Below are 19,307 nucleotides of genomic sequence, written 5' to 3' on the forward strand. Positions count from 1 at the left end.
ATCAAATGGCGGATACGTGCCTGACGGCACTTATCCGCTTTGCTGCTGCTATTGCGCTAAGTTGGCTGCGCCTTATGCCGGTTAATGGCTGATGCGGGTTACGCCGCTGCCGGTCAGCACGCGTACCCTTTCACCGGGCTGGAATTTCTCGTCCCCCGCCTGGGTTACCGCGATCAGCTTGCCGTCATCGAATTTGACGGTGATTTCCATGGCGGATTGACGGGTCGCACCCTCTTCGATGGCAGAGCCCACCACGCCGCCGGCCACCGTACCCAGTACGGCGCCCACTGAGCTGCCCTTGCCGGAGCCGGCATTGCTGCCTCCAATGCCCCCCACCACCGCTCCTGCTGCGGTGCCGATCCCAGACTTGGTGCCTTCGATCAGCACCTCGCGCACGCTCTCGACCGTGGCCATGCGCACGTCCTCAACCTGCCGGGCCTGGTCGCGGGTGTACGTCGAGCCTGACAGGCCGGAAGCGCATCCCGCGAGGGCGGCGATAGCCAGTAATAGAGCGGTTGCTTTGCCGAAGTTAAACATGGAGATCCCTTTCATAAAGTAACGCCAAGCGTCAGTCGTTAGACTTCCACGTCAAGTCAAGTTCCCGCGCGGCCTTCACGTCGTCGAGGCGGCGCACCGGCATGGTGTGCGGCGCGCCCTTCACGAGTTCCGGCGTGGCATGGGCCTCGTCGCGGATTTCCTTCATCGCGTTGACGAAGGCGTCCAGCGTCTCCTTCGATTCGGTTTCGGTCGGCTCGATGAGCAGGCACTCCGGCACCAGCATCGGGAAGTAGGTGGTGGGCGGGTGAAAGCCCTTGTCCAGCAGGCGCTTCGCGACGTCCATCGCGGAGATGCCGGTCGCGTCCTTGAGCGGCTTCATCGAGACGATGAACTCGTGGCTGGCGCGGCGCTGCGGGAAGGCAACGGTAAAACCGGCCTTGGTGAGTTCCGCCATCAGGTAGTTGGCATTCAGCGTGGCGAATTCGGCGACGCGGTGCATGCCTTCCGCGCCGAGCATGCGTGCATACACGTAGGCGCGCAGCAGGATGCCGATGTTGCCGCTGAAGGCGGACAGGTGGCCGATGGATTGCGGCAAGTCCTGCTCGGTTAAGTAGCGATAGGCTTCGTCCTGTTTAGCGACTACCGGCAGCGGCAGGAACGGCAGCAAACGCTGCGCGACGCCTACCGCGCCCGCGCCCGGCCCGCCGCCGCCGTGCGGCGTGGAGAAGGTCTTGTGCAGGTTCATGTGGATCACGTCGAAGCCCATGTCGCCGGGCTTGACCTTGCCGAGGATCGCGTTCAGGTTTGCGCCGTCGTAATACAGCAGGCCGCCCGCGTCGTGCACGATCTTCTGGATGTCGGCGATACGTTTTTCGAACACGCCCAGCGTGGATGGATTGGTCAGCATCAACCCGGCGGTCTGCGGGCCAGTTGCGGCGCGCAGCGCTTCGAGATCGACGTCGCCGTTCGCGTCGGTCGGAATTTCCTTCACCGTGTAGCCGCACATCACCGCGGTCGCGGGGTTGGTGCCGTGCGCCGCGTCCGGCACGATGATCTCGGTGCGCGCCGTATCATTGCGCGCCTCGTGGTAGGCGCGGATCATCGCGATGCCCGCGAACTCGCCCTGCGCGCCGGCCATCGGCATCAGCGATACACCCGCCATACCGGTCACGTCTTTCAATATTTCCTGCAGGTCATGCAGGCACGCGAGCACGCCCTGCCCGGTGGCTTCCGGCGCGAGCGGATGGCGCGCGAGGAAGTTCGGCAGCATCGAAAGCTGGTTGCAGGCGCGCGGGTTGTACTTCATCGTGCAGGAGCCGAGCGGGTAGAAGTGCGTGTCGATGGAGAAGTTCTTCTGCGACAGCTCGGTGTAGTGGCGCACCACGTCCATCTCCGAGGCTTCCGGCAGCAGCGGCTTATCCCCGCGCAGCAGCGCAGCCGGGATGCCGCCGGCTGCTGCGGCGTGCTGCGGAGCCTGTGCTGCATTGCGGCGGCCGGGATGGGAGCGTTCAAAAATCAGCATGATGTGTAACCTTAGTGAGACAGTTGATTCGTAGGTTGGTGGTTTTAGCGCTAAGCTGGAAAATATTTTATTGATCCCGCCAAGCGAAGTTCGAAGTCCGTTTGCCCTGAGGTATCGAAGGGTGAACGGGCTTCGATACCTCAGCCCGAACGGTAAGTTTTAAATGGCCTTCAGTGCCGCCAGTGCCGCATCGTAATTCGGCTCGTTCTTGATCTCGCTGACCAGCTCGGTATAGCGCACCACGTTGTTGCCATCCAGCACGATCACCGCGCGCGTGGCGAGCCCGACCAGCACGCCGCTGGCGATCTCCACGCCGTAGTTGCGCAGGAACTCGCGGCCGCGCATCAGGGACAGGTTGACCACGTTGTTCAGGCCTTCGCTGGCGCAGAAACGCGATTGGGCAAACGGCAGGTCGGCGGAGATGGTGATCACCACGGCATTGTCCAGCGTGCTTGCAACCTGGTTGAAGCGCCGTTCGGAAGCCGCGCAGGTTGCCGTGTCCAGGCTGGGGACGATGTTCAGCACCTTGCGCTTGTTGCCGAAACTGGCCAGCGTGATGTCCTGCAGATCCTTGTTCACCAGCGAAAATTCCGGTGCGGTTTGTCCTACCTTGGGGAAGTTGCCGTTCAGTTGCACGGGGTTGCCGCCGAGTGTCGTACTGTGTGCCATATCGTTCTCCCTGTGAAGTTAGTGAAACCTAGTGAAGTGCGTGGCGTAACGCCGCCACAAAGCGTTGCAAATCCTCATTGGTCTTGGTTTCGGTGGCGCACACCAGGATCGCGTTGCCCAGTTGCGGGTAGTGCGGTTTCAGGTCAAAGCCGCCCGAGATGCCCTGATCGGCCATGCTCGCCAGCACTTTGGCGGAAGACTCGGGCAAATGCAAGACCACTTCGTGGAAATGCGGCGCGATGAACAGCCGCTTCACACCTGGGATGCCGCCGGCCTGCACTGCGAGGGCCTGCGTGTTGGCATGCGAAGCTGCGGCAACGCGGCGCAGCCCGTCGCTGCCGAGCAGCGCCATGTGTATGGTTGCAGCGGTGACCATCAGCCCCTGGTTGGAGCAGATGTTGGAAGTCGCCTTGGCGCGGCGGATATGCTGTTCGCGTGCCTGCAGCGTCAGCGTGAAGCCCGGCTTGCCGTCCAGATCGACGGTGCGGCCGATGATGCGCCCCGGCATCTGGCGCACCAGCGCCTGCTTGCAGCACATGAAGCCAAAGTATGGGCCGCCGCTGGAGAGCGGTGCGCCGAGCGGTTGGCCGTCGCCTACCGCAATATCCGCGCCTTTTTCGGCCCATTGTCCCGGCGCTTTCAGCAGGGCGAGCGACAGCGGGTTCGCCAGCGCGATGGCCAGCGCGTTTTGCGCATGCGCCCAGGCGGTCAGCGCATCGACGTCTTCCAGCGCGCCGAAGAAGTTCGGCTGCGGGATGACCAGCGCGGCGAGATCGCTGCCCGCGTGCTGTTTCAGCGCCTTGAGGTCGGTGGTGCCGGTCGCGGCGTCGAACGGGACCTCCACCAGTTCGATGTTCTGCAGCCTGACGATGCTCTGCGCGACGCTGCGGTACAGCGGGCTGACCGTGGCGGGGATCAGCACGCGGCGCGAAGACTTGTGCGAACGCACCGCCATCAGGATCGCCTCGGCCAGTGCGGACGCGCCGTCGTACAGGCTGGCGTTGGACGCGTCCATGCCGGTCAGCGACGCGATCATGGTTTGGTATTCGTAGAGCGTTTGCAGCGTGCCCTGGCTGGCCTCGGCCTGATACGGAGTGTAGGCGGTGTAGTACTCGCCGCGCGTGGCGATCTCCCAGACTGCGGCGGGGATATGGTGCTCATAGGCACCCGCGCCGATGAAGTTGAGCGGCTGGCCGTCCTGCGCGGCACGCTCCTGCATCAGGCGCGCAACCTGCATCTCGTTCAGGCCGTCGCCGATGGCGGTCAGCTTGCCGCTTTTCAGCGCGGCGGGAATTTCATCGAACAGCGCGTCGATGTTCTTCGCGCCGATGCTCGCGAGCATCGCCGCGATGTCCTGCTCGGTGTGGGGGATGAAGGGCATTTTATAAACCGTGAAAAGTGAAAGGTGAAACGTGAAAGGTGGGAAAGGCGCTGCGTTTCACTTTTCACGTTTCACAGATTTAATGGGCTTCGCTGTCCACGACGGCCTGATACGCCGCCGCATCCATCAGTGCCGCGACATCGGCCGCGTTGTCCGGCTTCATCCTGAACATCCACGCGCCGTACGCGTCGGCGTTGATTTTCTCGGGGGCGCTGCCCAGTTCATTGTTCACCGCGACCACTTCGCCGGAAACCGGCGCGTACACGTCGGCGGCGGCCTTGACCGATTCCACGACCGCGCATTCTTCCTTGGCCTTGAGCTTGCGTCCGACTGCGGGGTTCTCGACGAACACCATATCGCCCAGCAGTTCCTGCGCGTGCTGGGTGATGCCGATGCTGATGGTGCCGTCGGCTTCGCTCCTGATCCATTCATGGGAGGCGGTGTACTTTAAATTACTTGGCAGGTTGCTCGGGTTGCTCATTTTGAATCTCCAGTTGTTAGTCGTTAGACGTTAGTCGCTAGTTGGTTTTGTCGCAGTGCGGTTTTAACTAACCGCTAACGACTGCCTTACCATTGCGTGCGAACGGGTACTTCACCACCTTTGCCGTCAGCATTTTATCGCGGATCGCTACCTGCACTTCGTCGCCGACCTGCACGTCCTTGGGCACGCGCGCCAGCGCGATCGACTGGTTCAGGGTCGGCGAGAAGCTGCCGCTGGTGATCTCGCCCTCGCCGTGCGCGGTGTGCACCTTTTGGTGGCCGCGCAGCACGCCGCGATCCTGCAGCACCAGCCCGACCAGCTTGCGTGCCGGCGGGTTGGCCAGCAATGCGGCCTTACCGATGAAGTCGCGCTCGCTCTTCAGGTCCACCGTCCACGCGAGGCCGGATTCAAGCGGGTTCACGTTCTCGTCCATGTCCTGCCCATAGAGGTTCATGCCGGCCTCGAGGCGCAGGGTGTCGCGTGCACCCAGCCCGCAGGGCTCGACGCCCTTTTCCGACAGCGACTTCCAGAAATACGGTGCGGCGATGGAGGGCAGCACCACCTCGAAACCGTCCTCGCCGGTGTAGCCGGTGCGCGCGATGAACATCGTGCCGACCACGATGGCGCTAAAGGGCGCGAGTTTTTCAGTCAGCTGCTGGCTGCCGGGCATCGCCGTCCAGAGTTTTTCCCTGGCGTTCGGGCCCTGGATCGCGATGATCGACAGCTCGGGGTGTTCGGCAATGTCCAGTGGCGGTTTTTCCGTCTGTTCCTCGTCCTCTTCTCCCCATATGAGCTTTGCCGCATCTTCCTGGCTCATGTCGCCGAACAGGTAGGCATTCGGTATACGCTTGACCTCTTCTTCCGGAGGCGCGACTTCAGCGGAAACTTCGCCTTCCGCGCCACCTTCGCTCTTTGCGTAGCACTCGGGGTGGGCCTTCGCGTGCTCGGTGGCTTGCTTTTTCATCCACGCGATGTCCTTGTCGGCGGTGCCCGCATTCACCACGATGCGGAACCATTGCTCTTCCATGAAGTACACGATCAGGTCGTCGATCACCCCGCCGTTTTCCAGCAGCATGCAGGAATACAGTGCCTTGCCGGGCGTGGTGAGCTTGTCCACGTTGTTTGCCAGCAGGTAGCGCAGGAAGTCGCGCACCCCCTTGCCCTTGATATCCACCACGCGCATATGCGACACGTCGAACATGCCGCAGTCGTTGCGCACCTGGTGATGTTCGTCGATCTGCGAGCCGTAGTTCACCGGCATGTCCCAGCCGCCGAAATCGACCATCTTCGCGCCCATCGCGCGGTGTGCTTCATTCAATGGAGTCTGTTTTAGTGTCATGTTCGCTTTCTGCAAATGAAAAAGGCGCAGCGCAGTTGCGCTACGCCCCATCTGTCCTTGGTACCTGAGAGATTGCAGCTCACGCTGCGTGCCCCTTCGGTGATTGGTTAATCCAACACTCTCCAGATTTGCCTGTCCCCATGGTTCCTTGTACCTGAGCGGTTGCGGGTGTTGCGCCTTCGGCGGTGTCGCAGTCCGTGAAACGGAGCCGGGCGACACGCTCTCCCATGGGCCTGAACGGCAGAGTGAATTATGCCGCAAAGGGAAAGGACTGACAAATGAAGACACTGAAAAGTCCGTTCGCCCTGAGCTTATCGAAGGGCGGAAGCTATCGGGGGATCGCCCCGCCGCTTACCCGCTCGATGTCCGCGAGGTCGCGCGCCGAAAACACCCCGGCGTACTCCGCCGCATCGAGCAGTTCGCGCACCCGTGTGGCCTGGTCGTAGCCGTGTTCGAACAGCAGCCAGCCGCCGGGGTTGAGATGATCTTTCGCCTGCGCGACGATGCGGCGAATGTCGTCCAGCCCGTCTGCGCCGGAAGCCAGCGCACCGTGCGGCTCGAAGCGCAGGTCGCCCTGCGCGAGATGCGCGTCGCCCTCGGCGATGTAGGGCGGGTTGGAGACGATCAGGTCGAAGCGTTCGCCGGCCAATGCCGAGAACCAGTCGCTGCACAGCAGGCGCACGTTGGCGATCAAAATATCCGTTCGCACTGACCCTTCGACTTCGCTCAGGACTAAAGGCTTTGTCGAAATGTGAGCGGGTTCATGTTGAACCAACAGCCGCAGCGCATTTTCCCGCGCCACCTCCAGCGCCTCGGGCGAAGCATCCACCGCCGTGACCTCGACATCCGGCCGCGCACGGGCGATGGCAAGCGCGATCGCGCCGCTGCCGGTGCCGAGGTCGAGCACACGGAACGCCCCTCTCCCTCCGCTACGCTCTTCCCTCTCCCGTTCACGGGAGAGGGGCAGGGGAGAGGGAATACGCTCGAGCGCCAGCTCCACCAGCAACTCGGTCTCGGGGCGCGGGATCAGCGTCGCGGGCGTGACTTTGAAGTTCAGCCCGAAAAATTCGCGCTCGCCGAGGATATAGGCCAGCGGCTCACCCTTGAGGCGGCGCTGCAGCAGCGCGCGGTAACTCGCTTCCTGCGCGTCATCGAGCACCTGCTCGGGATGCGCCAGCAGATGCGCGCGCGACACGCCCAGCACCTGCTGCAACAGCATCTGTACCTCGATACGCGCAGTGTTAGAGTTCAGCGCCAGCGCGGATTCGAGCACGGCTTTATTTTGCGTCTGGAAGGACTGGATAGCGTACGGCATAGACTAATTAGATATGGGAGTGCAGCTATCAAAATGTTAAATGCCCTTAATTCCTTAAGTTGAGGCGCTAAATACGGAACGCGGCTTTAGTGACTGCAATTCGCTCAGCTAAGTTTCTGACAGCCATTGTTAGAAAATTCGATAAGTCGGAGCCTTCACTGTAGTTCGTTGAATAGAGCGTAGAGACACGTCGGTCTGCGACAAACTGATAAGCATTAGACCATTTCTTGACGTGGTTCTTGTCATACACCGCTACAGCCATACCTTTTTCCTTGGTGAGCAACGAAAAACAGGGTACGTCCGTAAGTCCATCTCCAACAAAAATCATATTTGTGAATGGAATACGGATTTGGTCATATTCAAATTTCTTATTTACCTCAAGAGGCTTCCCACGAGATGGCTTTCCGATTAAGCCCTTTTGTATATGAAACAAATAACGAGTTTTGTCGGTAAAACTAATAATCTTTTTTGGGAATGTTGCATTCCCTTCGTGGTCGAAATGAAATTCGGATGCCCAAATATCCTTAAATTCGCTGGCGATCTTTGTGCTTCGGATGACCTCACCAATGCCGCTGCTGATCACATAGAATTCAATTGCGACAGTAGGATTTGTTTCTTCGACGGTACGTTTTAATCGTGCGAAAATCGAATCAGTTCCTGCGTGCAGCGGCGCATTCTTGCCCCATTCCGAAAGAGTCTGCTTGTTTAGCGGAATTTGTTTTGCGTTTGCGGCAGCGAGCATCTTATGAAGATACGCTGGAACAGGGTCCCAGTCTTCACCATACAAAGGATTGACTTCGTTTATCCAAAAATTCTGCGCATCAACCCCATGGTGTTGTAGGTAGCCCGATGTTGTGTCTGGGGCGAGCGTGTCGTCAAAATCAAAAACAACAGCAATTGTTTCTTGCATGACATTTACCCTTTACGAATAAGAGGAGAGGTATTCGCCTTGATTAAACACTATTGTTTCCTACAGCAGGGCCAATAGACCGGAATATCTAGATATTTTCTTCCGCCATCGCGGCAAGCTGCTCCGCCTGGTGCTCGGCCATCAGCGCGCCGGTGAGTTCGCCGATGTCGCCGTCCATGATCGCATCCATCTTGTACAGCGTGAGGTTGATGCGGTGGTCGGTGACGCGGCCCTGCGGGAAGTTGTAGGTGCGGATGCGCTCGGAGCGGTCGCCGCTGCCGACCAGCGACTTGCGTTCGGCGGCGATCTTGCTGTGCGCCTCCTGCTCCTGCTTGTCCTTGATGCGCGCGGCCAGCACGCGCATCGCCTGAGCCTTGTTCTGGTGCTGCGAGCGGCCGTCCTGGCACTCGACCACGGTGCCGGTCGGCAGGTGGGTGATGCGCACCGCGGAGTCGGTCTTGTTGATGTGCTGCCCGCCCGCGCCCGAGGCGCGGAAGGTGTCGATGCGCAGTTCGGCGGGATTGAGCACCACGTCGTCGACCTCGTCCGCTTCCGGCAGGATGGCGACGGTGCAGGCCGAGGTGTGCACGCGGCCCTGCGTCTCGGTGGCGGGCACGCGCTGTACGCGGTGCGCGCCGGACTCGAACTTGAGCACCGAATACGCGCCCTGCCCGACGATGCGCACGATGATTTCCTTGTAGCCGCCGACCTCGCCGGGGCTCTCGGAGATGACTTCGACCTGCCAGCGCTTGCGTTCGGCGAAGCGCGTGTACATGCGGAACAGGTCGCCCGCGAACAGCGCGGCCTCGTCGCCGCCGGTGCCCGCGCGGATTTCGAGGAACACGTTGCGCTCGTCGTTGGGGTCCTTGGGCAGCAGCTGCACTTCGAGGTCGCGATCGAGCTGCGCGAGACGCGCTTCGCCTTCAGCGATCTCGGTCTGCGCGAATTCCTTCATCTCGGGATCGGCGGCCATCTCCTGCGCGGCGGCGATGTCGCCGAGGCAGCTCTGGTAGGCGTGGTACAGCGTCACCACCGGCTCCAGCTCGGCGCGCTCGCGGCTCAGGCGGCGGAACGCGTCCATGTCCTTCGTGGATTCTTCGGTGCTCAGCAGCTGGTCGACTTCGTGCAGGCGCTCGCTCAGTTGAGCGAGTCTGGCGGCAATGTTGGGTTTCATTCTAAATTCGGCAGCTGGGCGAGAGGTGGTAAGCAAAGGCTGTAGGAGCGGCTTTAGCCGCGAATAGCCGATTGTTCGCGGCTAAAGCCGCTCCTACAAAAGCTGATCGACAATCCGGAATCATTCGTCGGTGTGCAGGTGGTACAGGCGATGGATGATATCGAGGAAGGCCTCGCGGTCGTCGCCGTGCACCTGGTTCAGCGCGTGGGTGGGTGCGTGCAGGAACTTGTTGGTCAAGCCGCTGCTCATTGCCTCCAGCACCTTCTCCGGGCTCTCGCCCTTGGCCAAGAGGCGCATGGCCTTTTCCATCTCGTGACGGCGGTTGCGTTCGGCCTGGTCGCGCAGCGCGCGGATGGTCGGCACCACCTCGCGCGATTCCATCCAGTGGATGAAATCGTTCACGCCGGAGTCGATGATGACTTCGGCTTCGCGGACCGCGTTCTGGCGCGCATCGAGGCCGTCCTTCACCACCTCGGCGAGGTCGTCCACGCTATAGAGGAACACGTCGCTCAGTTCCGCGACTTCCGCCTCCACGTCGCGCGGCACGGCGAGGTCGACGATGAACAGCGGCCGGTGCCTGCGCGCCTTGAGCGCGCGCTCCACCATGCCCTTGCCGAGGATCGGCAGCGGGCTTGCGGTGCAGGTGACGATGATGTCGTGGTGCGCGAGCTGCTCCGGCAGCTCGTTGAGCGTGATCGCGTGGCCGTTGATGCGCCGCGCCAGCACATGCGCGCGCTCCAGCGTGCGGTTGGCAACGGTGATGTGTTTGGGGGAGCGCGCCGCGAAATGCACCGCGTTGAGCTCGATCATCTCGCCCGCGCCGATGAACAGCACGCGCTGCTCGGCGATGCTCGGGAAGATGCGCTCGGCCAGCCGCACCGCCGCTGCCGCCATCGACACGAGGTTTGCGCCAATCTCGGTCTGGGTGCGCACGTCCTTGGCGACCGAGAAGGTGCGCTGGAACAGCTTGTGCAGCAGGAAACCCAGCGTGCCGGCCTCTTCGGCCTGGCGCACCGCCTGCTTCATCTGGCCGAGGATCTGCGGCTCGCCGAGCACCATGGAATCCAGCCCGCTGGCGACGCGGAACGAATGCTTCACGGCCTGTTCGCGCGGCAGCATGTAGAGATAGGGGTCGAGGTCCTTGCGCGGCAGCTGGTGGTACTGCGCCAGCCAGTCGATGGCGTGCTCGGGCTGCGCGGCGTTGCAATACAGCTCGGTGCGGTTGCAGGTGGACAGGATCGCCGCCTCCTTGGCCGCGCCGTTCTCCACGAGGTTGCGCAGGGCGTCCTCCATCCCGTCGGCGTTGAACGCGACCTGTTCGCGCACGGCGAGCGGCGCGGTTTGATGGTTAATGCCGAAGGCGAACAACTGCATGGTATGTGGCAAGGCTAAATAAGTGGCGGATTATAGTCACAACGGCCGGGTAATACCAACCGGGGCGGCGCGGCCGCATGGCCGGTGGGCGCTGCGGGCTTGCGTAGGACTATTCCCCTTCGGGCAAGTTCAGGCGCTCCAGCACCTGCCAGGCCAGGCTGCGGCAGATGTTGTTCAGCACCGTCGGCAGCTCGGGCGTTATCCGGTCTTCCAGCAGCAGCTTGCTCGCGCTCACCGAGTACACCGGGTCAAGCAGGCGCGGGCGGTAATCCTGCATCATCTCGTCCAGCGTGCGCTCTGCCGCCATCTGCTGCCACGGGTTGGTCGGCCATTGCGACGGGATGCCCAATGCCCTCGGGAAAGCGTCGAGGTCGTTGCGCACCGTGCGGATGTCCTCGTGCGACTCGCGGAAGGGCAGCAGCACGAGCCCCGACATCTCGTAGAATTTCTTGTCCATCTCCGGGCGGTTGCCTCCGCCGTCGATCACGCCGAGCCACTTCGGCCGCGATTCCAGTTTGGCGACGATTTCCGCGAGCCGGTCCGGCGAACGGCCGTCGAGCGGGGTGTAGCGCCGGATGCCGCGCGACAGCGGATCGCGCGCGGCGTCGGTAAGCACGGCGATCGAGCGTCTGCCGAGCAGCCCGAGACCGTGGCACAGCATGTGCGTGATGCTGGTCTTGCCGGTGCCGCCCTTGTTGCCGATCACGCAAATCAGCCTTTCCATGTCTTTCTCCGCCGGTTCAATTCAGAAGGTGCTGGAGGGGTAGGTTAGCGAAATTTGGCACGACTGTCAGCAGGGGATTTCCGGCTGTGGCCGAGCTTGCTTTTCGCTCGTCTTTCCAGTACCTTGCGAACCTCGCTAGGGGTCTTCGCCGGTATATGAAAATGGCGGAGTGAGAGACACCCTTTGAACCTGTGCGGGTAATGCCGCAAAGGGAAGCATCCCAGAGGTGCTCCCCGCCATTTTGGAGCACCATCAATGAACGCCAATCCCAAGTTTATCGCCGAAGCTGCGCAGGTCGATGCCGCAGCAATCCAGCCCTTGCCGAACTCGCGCAAGGTGTACGTGCAGGGCAGCCGCCCCGACCTCCGCGTGCCGATGCGCGAAATCTCGCAGGCCGACACGCCGAGCGGCATGGGCGCGGAAAAAAATCCGCCGATCTACGTGTACGACTGTTCCGGCCCCTACACCGACCCGGCGGCGAAGATCGACATCCGCTCCGGCCTGCCCGCGCTGCGCGAGGCGTGGATCGACGAACGCGGCGATACCGAAACGCTGGACAAGCTTTCCTCCGCTTACGGCCAGCAGCGCCTGAACGACCCCGAACTGGCGGAGCTGCGCTTCAACCTGCAGCGCACGCCGCGCCGCGCCAAGCCCGGCAGGAACGTCACGCAGATGCACTATGCGAAGCAGGGCATCATCACGCCGGAGATGGAATACATTGCCATCAGAGAGAACCAGCGTCGCGAGGGGCTCTCCGAAATGATGCTGCAACAGCATCCCGGCGAAAACTTCGGCATGGCGATGCCCAAACAGATCACGCCGGAATTCGTGCGCAGCGAAGTGGCGGCCGGCCGCGCGATCATCCCCGCCAACATCAACCACCCCGAAGTCGAGCCGATGATCATCGGGCGCAATTTCCTGGTGAAGATCAACGCCAACATCGGCAACTCGGCGCTGGGTTCGAGCATCCAGGAAGAAGTCGAGAAGATGACCTGGTCGATCCGCTGGGGCGGCGACACGGTGATGGACCTGTCCACCGGCAAGCACATCCACGAGACGCGCGAATGGATCATCCGCAATTCGCCCGTCCCTATTGGAACCGTGCCGATCTATCAGGCGCTGGAAAAGGTGAACGGCCGCGCCGAAGACCTGACTTGGGAGATATTCCGCGATACGCTGATCGAGCAGGCCGAGCAGGGCGTGGACTATTTCACCATCCACTCCGGCGTGCTGCTGCGCTACGTGCCGCTGACCGCGAAGCGCATGACCGGGATAGTTTCTCGCGGCGGTTCGATCATGGCGAAATGGTGCCTCGCGCACCACAAGGAGAACTTCCTCGCGACGCACTTCGAGGAAATCTGCGAAATCATGAAGGCCTACGACGTGGGCTTCAGCCTCGGTGACGGCCTGCGCCCCGGCTCGATCTACGACGCCAACGACGAGGCGCAACTCGGTGAACTCAAGACGCTCGGCGAGCAGACGCTGATCGCGTGGAAGCACGACGTGCAGGTGATGATCGAAGGCCCCGGCCATGTGCCGATGCACCTCATCAAGAAGAACATGGACCTGCAGCAGAAGTGGTGCCACGAGGCGCCGTTCTACACGCTCGGTCCCTTGACGATGGACATCGCGCCCGGCTACGACCACATCACCAGCGCAATCGGTGCGGCGATGATCGGCTGGTTCGGCACCGCGATGCTGTGCTACGTCACGCCGAAGGAGCACCTCGGCCTGCCGGACAAGGACGACGTCAAGGAAGGCATCATCACCTACAAGATCGCCGCGCACGCCGCCGACCTAGCCAAGGGACACCCCGGCGCGCAGATACGCGACAACGCGCTCTCCAAGGCGCGCTTCGAATTCCGCTGGGAAGACCAGTTCAACCTCGGCCTCGACCCGGACAAGGCGCGCGAATTCCACGACGAGACCATGCCCAAGGAATCCGGCAAGGTCGCGCACTTCTGCTCGATGTGCGGCCCGAGCTTCTGCTCGATGAAAATCTCGCAGGACGTGCGCGACTTCGCCGCGCAGGAAGGCGTCTCCGAACAGGAGGCGCTGGCGAAGGGCATGGAAGCGAAGGCGGTGGAGTTCGTGAAGCAGGGGGCGCAGGTTTACCGCAAGGCATAGCCCGCTGCTTCGCTCTTTTGAAGAGCGGGGGTACGATCATGTATTCCGGAATTACATGGAATCCGGTACATCAGGCCCGCGCCGGGCGGCCAAAATGCGCGGAAACAGGACTTCTTCCTTTGCCGCACCGTTCGAAGCGGCCGGTTCGAAAATACGCAGTTCACTTTATCGCAAACCGGCACCCTCGCTATTATTCTTGATCCGCCAGTTTCCGATCAACCAGTTCGCCCGGATCATCCGAATACGGTACTGAACCGGGCGACAGCGGATCGGTATCTTTCAGCTTGATGCGATGCATGGCGTGACCTGCAGAACCGTCATGCCACATGAACCCCGCATGACCATGCGAAAGGCAGAACATGAAACCGGCCACTGCTTTGCGCGACAAGTATTTCGTGCTGTTCGGGGCAGGAGGCGATCTTGCATCGCGCAAGATCGTGCCGGCGCTTTTCAACCTGCATCTTGCCGGGCGCCTGCCCGAACACTTTCTGCTGCTCGGCGTCGGCCGCGCAAACTACGATAACCAGACGCTGGCCAATTATTACCTGCAAGGCGTCATCCGGCATTCGCGCAGCGGCGCACCAGCGGATCAGGCGTGGCAGGAATTTTCCCGCAAGATTCGCTTCGTCAAAGCCGACATCAATGATCCGGCCAGCTTCGCCGGGCTGGAAAAGGTGCTGGCGTCCTGCGATCACGAATGGGAATGCAAGGCCGACAAGGTATTTTACCTGGCCACCCCCTCCTCGCTGTTTGAGGCCATCGCACGCGGCTTGGGTGCGACCGCACTCGCACAGGATCGCGAGCGCGTGCGCATCGTGGTGGAAAAACCCCTCGGGTACGACCTCGCTTCTTTCCGCGAGATCAACGACGTGTTGCGCAGCTTCTTCAGCGAATCGCAGATCTTCCGCATCGATCATTTTCTGGGCAAGGAGACCGTGCAGAATATCCTTGCGATGCGCTTCGCAAACCCGATCTTCGAACCTATCTGGAACCGCCGCTATGTAGATCACGTGACCATCACGGTGGCGGAAACCCTGGGGGTAGAAAATCGCGGCGGCTACTACGAACAGGCAGGCGCCTTGCGCGACATGGTACAAAACCATCTGCTCCAGTTGTTGTGCCTCGTCGCAATGGAGCCGCCCGTGGCATATGACGCGGATGACATCCGCGACCGGAAGGTTGATGTGATGCACGCGCTGCGCCCGATCGCCAGCGAAGACGTGCCCTCCTGTGCGGCGCGCGGCCAGTACGGTGCCGGATGGATAGAGGGCGTGCATTTGCCGGGCTATCGCGACGAGCCCGACGTGGCCACGCATTCCAACACCGAAACCTATGCGGCTCTCAAGCTCTATGTGGACAACTGGCGCTGGCAGGGCGTGCCGTTCTATCTGCGTACCGGAAAACGCATGTTTGCCGATGTCTCCGAAATTTCGATTCGCTTCCGCGATGTGCCCCACCGCTCTTTCCCGGCATCAGCAGGCATCAACCGGCAGCCGGTGCGGCTGGTCATCCAGATCCAGCCGGAACAGGGGATCGTCCTCAAGTTCATGGCGAAGGAGCCGGGCTCCGGGTTGCGTCTGCGGCCCGTCGATATGCGGTTCAGCTACCGTGACGCATTCCGTATTGACACGCCGGAAGCGTACGAAACACTGCTTTGGGATGTCATGGTCGGAGATGCCACGTTGTTCATGCGCGCCGATCAGGTTGAGGCCGCCTGGAAGCTGTTGATGCCGATCCTGGACGTCTGGGCGGAAAACCCCGCGCCGGATTTCCCGAACTACGTCACCGGTTCGTGGGGTCCGGAGACCGCCGAATCGCTGATTGCGCGCGACGGCAATAATTGGCTGATTCCGACGCTGACGAAGCCGGACTAGCAAAGCCCGTCCGGCAAAGGTAGGACCAGCCCTTGTGCCCACTGGAGAGGCAGCCGATGAAAGCACCACCCGCAGGGTATTCCTGTCCGACCTGGGCGCCCGCCGCCAAGGACATGGTGGGCACGAGCCTCGGTTCATCGCGCGTGTGGTTCACTCTCGCCGAGGGCATCGTCACCGAAGTCTATTATCCGCGCATCGACATTCCCCAGATCAAGGACATCGGGTTCATCATTGCGGACGACATGGGTTTCTGGGTCGAGCTGCGGCGGCTTGGCAGTTACGTCCTCAAGCTCCCTTCTCCCGCCGTGCCCGCAGTTGAGGTCGTGCACACCCATCCGCGGTTCACGTTCACGCTGCAGGTCTGTCCGTCGCAGCGCCGCGATGTGCTGATGCTGCGCCTGCGGCTCGAAGGCGATGCCAACCTTCGGCTTTATGCGCTGCTCGCGCCGCGCCTTGGAGCCGATGGCGAGCGCAATGTCGCCTCGGTGGAAAAACACAACGGCCGCACCGTCCTCTGTGCGGAGCAGGGGCCATTCGGATTGGCGCTCGCTGCGGCAGGCGACGGGGGCGAAGACGTCTGGCAGCGTTGCTCCGCCGGCTCCATCGAGGAAAGCGACGGCTGGCAGGACTTCAACCGGAACGGGCGCATGACGTGGGAGTACGACAGCGCCGGGCCGGGCGCCGTTGCGCTGACCGGCGAACTCCCGGTCCGCGCGACCCTCGCCCTCGGGCTCGGCACAAGCAAGGGCTCGGCGGCGACGCTTGCGGTCGCGAACCTGATGGAAGACTTTTCGTCGGTCTGGGACGCGCAATGCCGGGCGTGGCAAACCTGGCTGAGCGGTTGCCGGTTTCCCCGACTGCCGCCAAATTTGCGCAGCACGCTGGAGCTGTCGGCGATGGTCCTCAAGGTCCACCAGGACCGGACCTATTGCGGCGCGGTTGTCGCGAGCCTCTCCGTTCCCTGGGGTGAGAATAGTGTGGATCGCAGCGGCTACCATCTCGTGTGGTCGCGCGACCTTGTCGAGACCGCGGGTGCGATGGTCGCGATGCAATCGTACGATGATGCGCGCGACGTGCTCCGCTATCTTATCGCAACCCAGCAGGAAGACGGACACTGGCTGCAGAACCAGTGGCTCGGCGGCACCGCGCACTGGCAGGGCATCCAGCTCGACGAAGCGGCATTTCCCGTCATCCTTGTCTCGCTGCTGGATGAACGCAATGCGCTCAATGGCATCCCGGTGAAAGACATGGTGCGCAGGGCCCTGCGCTTCATCGCACGGGAGGGCCCGGTTACCGGCCAGGACCGGTGGGAAGAAGACCCCGGCGTCAACACGTTCACGCTCGCGATCGCAATTGCGGCGCTCGTCGAGGGCAGCGCGTTTCTCGACGAACGGGCGCGCAGATTCGCGCTCCTGCTCGCCGACAACTGGAATGCGCATGTCGAGCAATGGACCTATGCCGAGGATACCGAGCTTTCGCGCCGGCTCGGCGTTGGCGGCTACTACATCCGCACGGCGCCGGTGGACGCGCTCGTGCACGAAGGAGCGAAGTCCGAGGAGATACTCATCAAAAACCGGGTGCGCGATCCGTTTCTGCCAGCCAACCAGGAGATCGCGACCGACTTCCTGCAGCTCGTGCGCTACGGGCTGCGCCGCGCGGACGATCCGCGCATCCTCGAGACGCTGAAAGCCGCCGACCAGCTGCTCAAGACCGACACGCCGAACGGGCCGGTCTGGCACCGCTACAACGGCGATGGATACGGCGAGCACGAAGACGGCAGCGCGTTCGACGGAAGCGGCCGCGGTCGCGGCTGGCCCCTCCTGACCGGGGAGCGCGGGCATTATGCACTTGTGGCCGGCGCAGACCCGATCCCCTACCTTGAGGCGATGGCCGCGATGACTGGAGCAGGCGGGCTTATCCCCGAGCAGGTCTGGGACAGCCCCGCCATCACGGAGCGGAAACTGGAGCCCGGCAAGCCGAGCGGAGGCGCGATGCCCCTGATTTGGGCGCACAGCGAATTCATCAAGCTGTGCTACAGCCACACGCTCGGCTATCCCGTCGACAGGCCGGCCGCAACGTGGAATCGTTATATGGGGAAGCCGCTGGAAATTACGCATCACCTCTGGGGGCCGCGCTACCGGCCGCGGCGCCTGAAGTGCGGCAACCGGTTTACGATCGCGCTCAGGCGGCCTGCACTCGTGCACTGGGGAATCAATGGCTGGAACGACGCGCGGGACAGCGAGACGGACGACACCGGGCTCGGAGTATGGGCGGCCGAAATTCCGGTTGCCGGGCTCAGCGTCGGCGACAGCATTCAGTTCACGTTCTACTGGCGCGACGACGCGACATGGGAAGGGAGCGACTATGAAGCCGTCGTCTGCGAGTAACCGGATTGGCCTCAAAGTGCCGTCCGCATTTGACGGGCACACCGCGAGCCTCTTTTCCGGCAACCCCTCGGCCGCGCAGGACGCGCATCTCCAGCCGGTCTTTGCTTCGCTTGCGCCAAGCATCGAGGCGGCGCCGCGAAGTGCGGGCCGCACTCTTCAGCCGCTTCTCGTCGCGCGGCGAAGCGGACTACGCCGACCGGCTGCTGTCCGCGATGCGGTCCGAATTCGGAGGCCATCAGAAAAAGAAACCCTGACGGCACATTTTCGCAATTACATTAAATTGGGTACATGAAATTCCCTTCAGACGGAGTACATTATGGACACCCCTCTCCCGCAGGCGGGAGAGAGGATTCTCTCGATGTGTGCAAACGCTGCGTGACAATGAGGAGGCCAAAGCGATGAAAGCGAGTCCGCTGACACAGTTGGAAAACCTCGGCCAGTCGGTCTGGCTGGATTACATCCGCCGCGACCTGATCAGGAGCGGCGGGCTCCACCGCCTGATCGAAGACGACGGGCTGCGGGGCATGACCTCGAATCCGTCGATCTTCGAGAAGGCAATCCTTGAGAGCCATGACTACGATCCCGACATCGAGAAACTTGCCATGGGCGGGCGGACCCCTGCCGAGATATACGACGCCATGAGCATCAAGGACGTGAAAGATGCCGCCGACGAATTCCGGGATGTGTACGAGAACTCTTCGGGCGAGTGGGGCTACGTGAGCCTCGAAGTGAACCCCCATCTGGCTCACGACACCAACGCGACAATCGAGGAGGCGCGCCGCCTGTGGGACAAGCTCTTCCGGCCCAACGTTTTCATCAAAGTGCCGGCCACCGACGCGGGACTGCCCGCGATCCGCCAGCTCATCAGCGAGGGGATCAACGTCAACATCACGCTGCTCTTCGGGCTGCCGCGCTATCGGCAGGTGATCGAAGCCTACCTCTCGGGAATCGAAGATCGCCTGAGCCACGGCGAGCCGGTGGAAAATATCGCATCGGTCGCGAGCTTCTTCGTGAGCCGCATGGACACGCTCGTCGATCCGCTCCTGGAAAAGATCATCGCGGCGGGCGGCGAGAAAGCGGAGCTTGCGGCGAAGCTCCATGGCCAGGTCGCCGTCGCCAACTCGAAGCTCGCGTATCAGATATGCAAGGAAGCCTTCACCGGCGAGCGCTTCCGGAAACTTGCCTCGCGCGGCGTGCGGGTACAAACGCTGCTCTGGGCGAGCACCAGCACCAAGAGGCACGACTACAGCGATGTAAAATACGTCGACGAACTCATCGGGCCGAATACGATCAACACGGTTCCGGTCAGCACGCTCGATGCGTACCGCGATCATGGCCATCCCGAGGTTCGCATCGAGCAGGACGTTGCAGGCGCGCAGTGGGTGCTCGACAAGTTGCCGGAGCTCGGGATCGACATGAAGCAGGTGGCGCAGCAGCTTGAAGATGAAGGCTATCAGAAGTTCTGCGAACCCTACGATCACCTGATCGAGACGATGGCGAAGCGGCTGCCGCAATATCCGGAGAGCGAATAA

15 protein-coding genes and 1 riboswitch are annotated in these 19,307 nt (G+C 62.1%); of the genes, 4 read left to right on the forward strand and 11 right to left on the reverse strand.

The window, feature by feature from the left end; genetic code table 11:
• Positions 1-81: 81 nt before the first annotated feature.
• The 11 genes from ACRRNM_RS10515 to ACRRNM_RS10565 form a co-directional block, all read right to left on the reverse strand.
• Entirely contained in the window at positions 82-537 is a 456-nt protein-coding gene (locus ACRRNM_RS10515) for a glycine zipper 2TM domain-containing protein (RefSeq protein ID WP_435628675.1), read from the reverse strand.
• A 31-nt stretch (positions 538-568) separates the two neighbouring features.
• Complete coding sequence (gcvPB, locus tag ACRRNM_RS10520) at positions 569-2,020, reverse strand: aminomethyl-transferring glycine dehydrogenase subunit GcvPB (RefSeq protein WP_435628173.1); 1,452 nt, start codon at positions 2,018-2,020, stop codon at positions 569-571.
• A 159-nt stretch (positions 2,021-2,179) separates the two neighbouring features.
• Positions 2,180-2,689: a thiol peroxidase gene (gene tpx / locus ACRRNM_RS10525; protein ID WP_435628174.1), complete on the reverse strand. Its 510-nt coding sequence runs from the start codon at positions 2,687-2,689 to the stop codon at positions 2,180-2,182.
• A 28-nt stretch (positions 2,690-2,717) separates the two neighbouring features.
• A complete protein-coding gene (gene gcvPA / locus ACRRNM_RS10530; RefSeq protein WP_435628175.1) occupies positions 2,718-4,070 on the reverse strand; it encodes an aminomethyl-transferring glycine dehydrogenase subunit GcvPA in 1,353 nt (450 codons plus the stop codon).
• A 79-nt stretch (positions 4,071-4,149) separates the two neighbouring features.
• Positions 4,150-4,551, reverse strand: coding sequence for a glycine cleavage system protein GcvH (gene gcvH, locus ACRRNM_RS10535; protein WP_435628176.1), 402 nt, complete (start codon positions 4,549-4,551; stop codon positions 4,150-4,152).
• A 67-nt stretch (positions 4,552-4,618) separates the two neighbouring features.
• A complete protein-coding gene (locus ACRRNM_RS10540; protein WP_435628177.1) occupies positions 4,619-5,890 on the reverse strand; it encodes a glycine cleavage system aminomethyltransferase GcvT in 1,272 nt (423 codons plus the stop codon).
• Positions 5,891-5,931: 41 nt separating this feature from the next.
• Positions 5,932-6,026: riboswitch (glycine riboswitch) on the reverse strand.
• A gap of 192 nt (positions 6,027-6,218) precedes the next feature.
• Positions 6,219-7,205 carry a HemK/PrmC family methyltransferase gene (locus ACRRNM_RS10545; RefSeq protein WP_435628178.1) on the reverse strand — a complete coding sequence of 329 codons (987 nt, stop codon included), beginning with the start codon at positions 7,203-7,205 and terminating at the stop codon, positions 6,219-6,221.
• Between the two features lie 67 nt (positions 7,206-7,272).
• On the reverse strand, positions 7,273-8,115 hold the full coding sequence (locus ACRRNM_RS10550) for a hypothetical protein (protein ID WP_435628179.1): 843 nt from the start codon (positions 8,113-8,115) through the stop codon (positions 7,273-7,275).
• A gap of 88 nt (positions 8,116-8,203) precedes the next feature.
• Positions 8,204-9,289 carry a peptide chain release factor 1 gene (prfA, locus tag ACRRNM_RS10555; protein WP_435628180.1) on the reverse strand — a complete coding sequence of 362 codons (1,086 nt, stop codon included), beginning with the start codon at positions 9,287-9,289 and terminating at the stop codon, positions 8,204-8,206.
• A 120-nt stretch (positions 9,290-9,409) separates the two neighbouring features.
• Entirely contained in the window at positions 9,410-10,663 is a 1,254-nt protein-coding gene (gene hemA, locus ACRRNM_RS10560; protein WP_435628181.1) for a glutamyl-tRNA reductase, read from the reverse strand.
• 109 nt (positions 10,664-10,772) lie between these two features.
• On the reverse strand, positions 10,773-11,387 hold the full coding sequence (locus ACRRNM_RS10565) for a hypothetical protein (RefSeq protein WP_435628182.1): 615 nt from the start codon (positions 11,385-11,387) through the stop codon (positions 10,773-10,775).
• A 255-nt stretch (positions 11,388-11,642) separates the two neighbouring features.
• Between ACRRNM_RS10565 and thiC the strand changes: the two genes are divergently transcribed.
• From thiC to tal, 4 genes are all read left to right on the forward strand, one after another.
• On the forward strand, positions 11,643-13,514 hold the full coding sequence (gene thiC, locus ACRRNM_RS10570) for a phosphomethylpyrimidine synthase ThiC (RefSeq protein WP_435628183.1): 1,872 nt from the start codon (positions 11,643-11,645) through the stop codon (positions 13,512-13,514).
• A 359-nt stretch (positions 13,515-13,873) separates the two neighbouring features.
• A complete protein-coding gene (zwf, locus tag ACRRNM_RS10575; protein WP_435628184.1) occupies positions 13,874-15,388 on the forward strand; it encodes a glucose-6-phosphate dehydrogenase in 1,515 nt (504 codons plus the stop codon).
• Positions 15,389-15,444: 56 nt separating this feature from the next.
• Positions 15,445-17,775 (forward strand): glycoside hydrolase family 15 protein, encoded by a 2,331-nt coding sequence (locus ACRRNM_RS10580; RefSeq protein WP_435628185.1) that lies wholly within the window; start codon positions 15,445-15,447, stop codon positions 17,773-17,775.
• Between the two features lie 398 nt (positions 17,776-18,173).
• Complete coding sequence (tal, locus tag ACRRNM_RS10585; RefSeq protein ID WP_435628186.1) at positions 18,174-19,307, forward strand: transaldolase; 1,134 nt, start codon at positions 18,174-18,176, stop codon at positions 19,305-19,307.

The organism is Ferrigenium straubiae (assembly GCF_051257895.1).
GTDB lineage: Bacteria > Pseudomonadota > Gammaproteobacteria > Burkholderiales > Gallionellaceae > Gallionella > Gallionella straubiae.

What these genes read in the sequence shown, in the direction of transcription:
- ACRRNM_RS10550 (WP_435628179.1), bottom strand. Translation starts at nt 8,115, where the DNA reads ATGCAAGAAACAATTGCTGTTGTTTTTGATTTTGACGACACGCTCGCC.
- tpx (WP_435628174.1), bottom strand. Translation starts at nt 2,689, where the DNA reads ATGGCACACAGTACGACACTCGGCGGCAACCCCGTGCAACTGAACGGC.
- prfA (WP_435628180.1), bottom strand. Translation starts at nt 9,289, where the DNA reads ATGAAACCCAACATTGCCGCCAGACTCGCTCAACTGAGCGAGCGCCTG.
- tal (WP_435628186.1), top strand. Translation starts at nt 18,174, where the DNA reads ATGAAAGCGAGTCCGCTGACACAGTTGGAAAACCTCGGCCAGTCGGTC.
- hemA (WP_435628181.1), bottom strand. Translation starts at nt 10,663, where the DNA reads ATGCAGTTGTTCGCCTTCGGCATTAACCATCAAACCGCGCCGCTCGCC.
- thiC (WP_435628183.1), top strand. Translation starts at nt 11,643, where the DNA reads ATGAACGCCAATCCCAAGTTTATCGCCGAAGCTGCGCAGGTCGATGCC.
- gcvPB (WP_435628173.1), bottom strand. Translation starts at nt 2,020, where the DNA reads ATGCTGATTTTTGAACGCTCCCATCCCGGCCGCCGCAATGCAGCACAG.
- ACRRNM_RS10580 (WP_435628185.1), top strand. Translation starts at nt 15,445, where the DNA reads ATGAAAGCACCACCCGCAGGGTATTCCTGTCCGACCTGGGCGCCCGCC.
- ACRRNM_RS10565 (WP_435628182.1), bottom strand. Translation starts at nt 11,387, where the DNA reads ATGGAAAGGCTGATTTGCGTGATCGGCAACAAGGGCGGCACCGGCAAG.
- zwf (WP_435628184.1), top strand. Translation starts at nt 13,874, where the DNA reads ATGAAACCGGCCACTGCTTTGCGCGACAAGTATTTCGTGCTGTTCGGG.
- ACRRNM_RS10515 (WP_435628675.1), bottom strand. Translation starts at nt 537, where the DNA reads ATGTTTAACTTCGGCAAAGCAACCGCTCTATTACTGGCTATCGCCGCC.
- ACRRNM_RS10545 (WP_435628178.1), bottom strand. Translation starts at nt 7,205, where the DNA reads ATGCCGTACGCTATCCAGTCCTTCCAGACGCAAAATAAAGCCGTGCTC.
- gcvPA (WP_435628175.1), bottom strand. Translation starts at nt 4,070, where the DNA reads ATGCCCTTCATCCCCCACACCGAGCAGGACATCGCGGCGATGCTCGCG.
- ACRRNM_RS10540 (WP_435628177.1), bottom strand. Translation starts at nt 5,890, where the DNA reads ATGACACTAAAACAGACTCCATTGAATGAAGCACACCGCGCGATGGGC.
- gcvH (WP_435628176.1), bottom strand. Translation starts at nt 4,551, where the DNA reads ATGAGCAACCCGAGCAACCTGCCAAGTAATTTAAAGTACACCGCCTCC.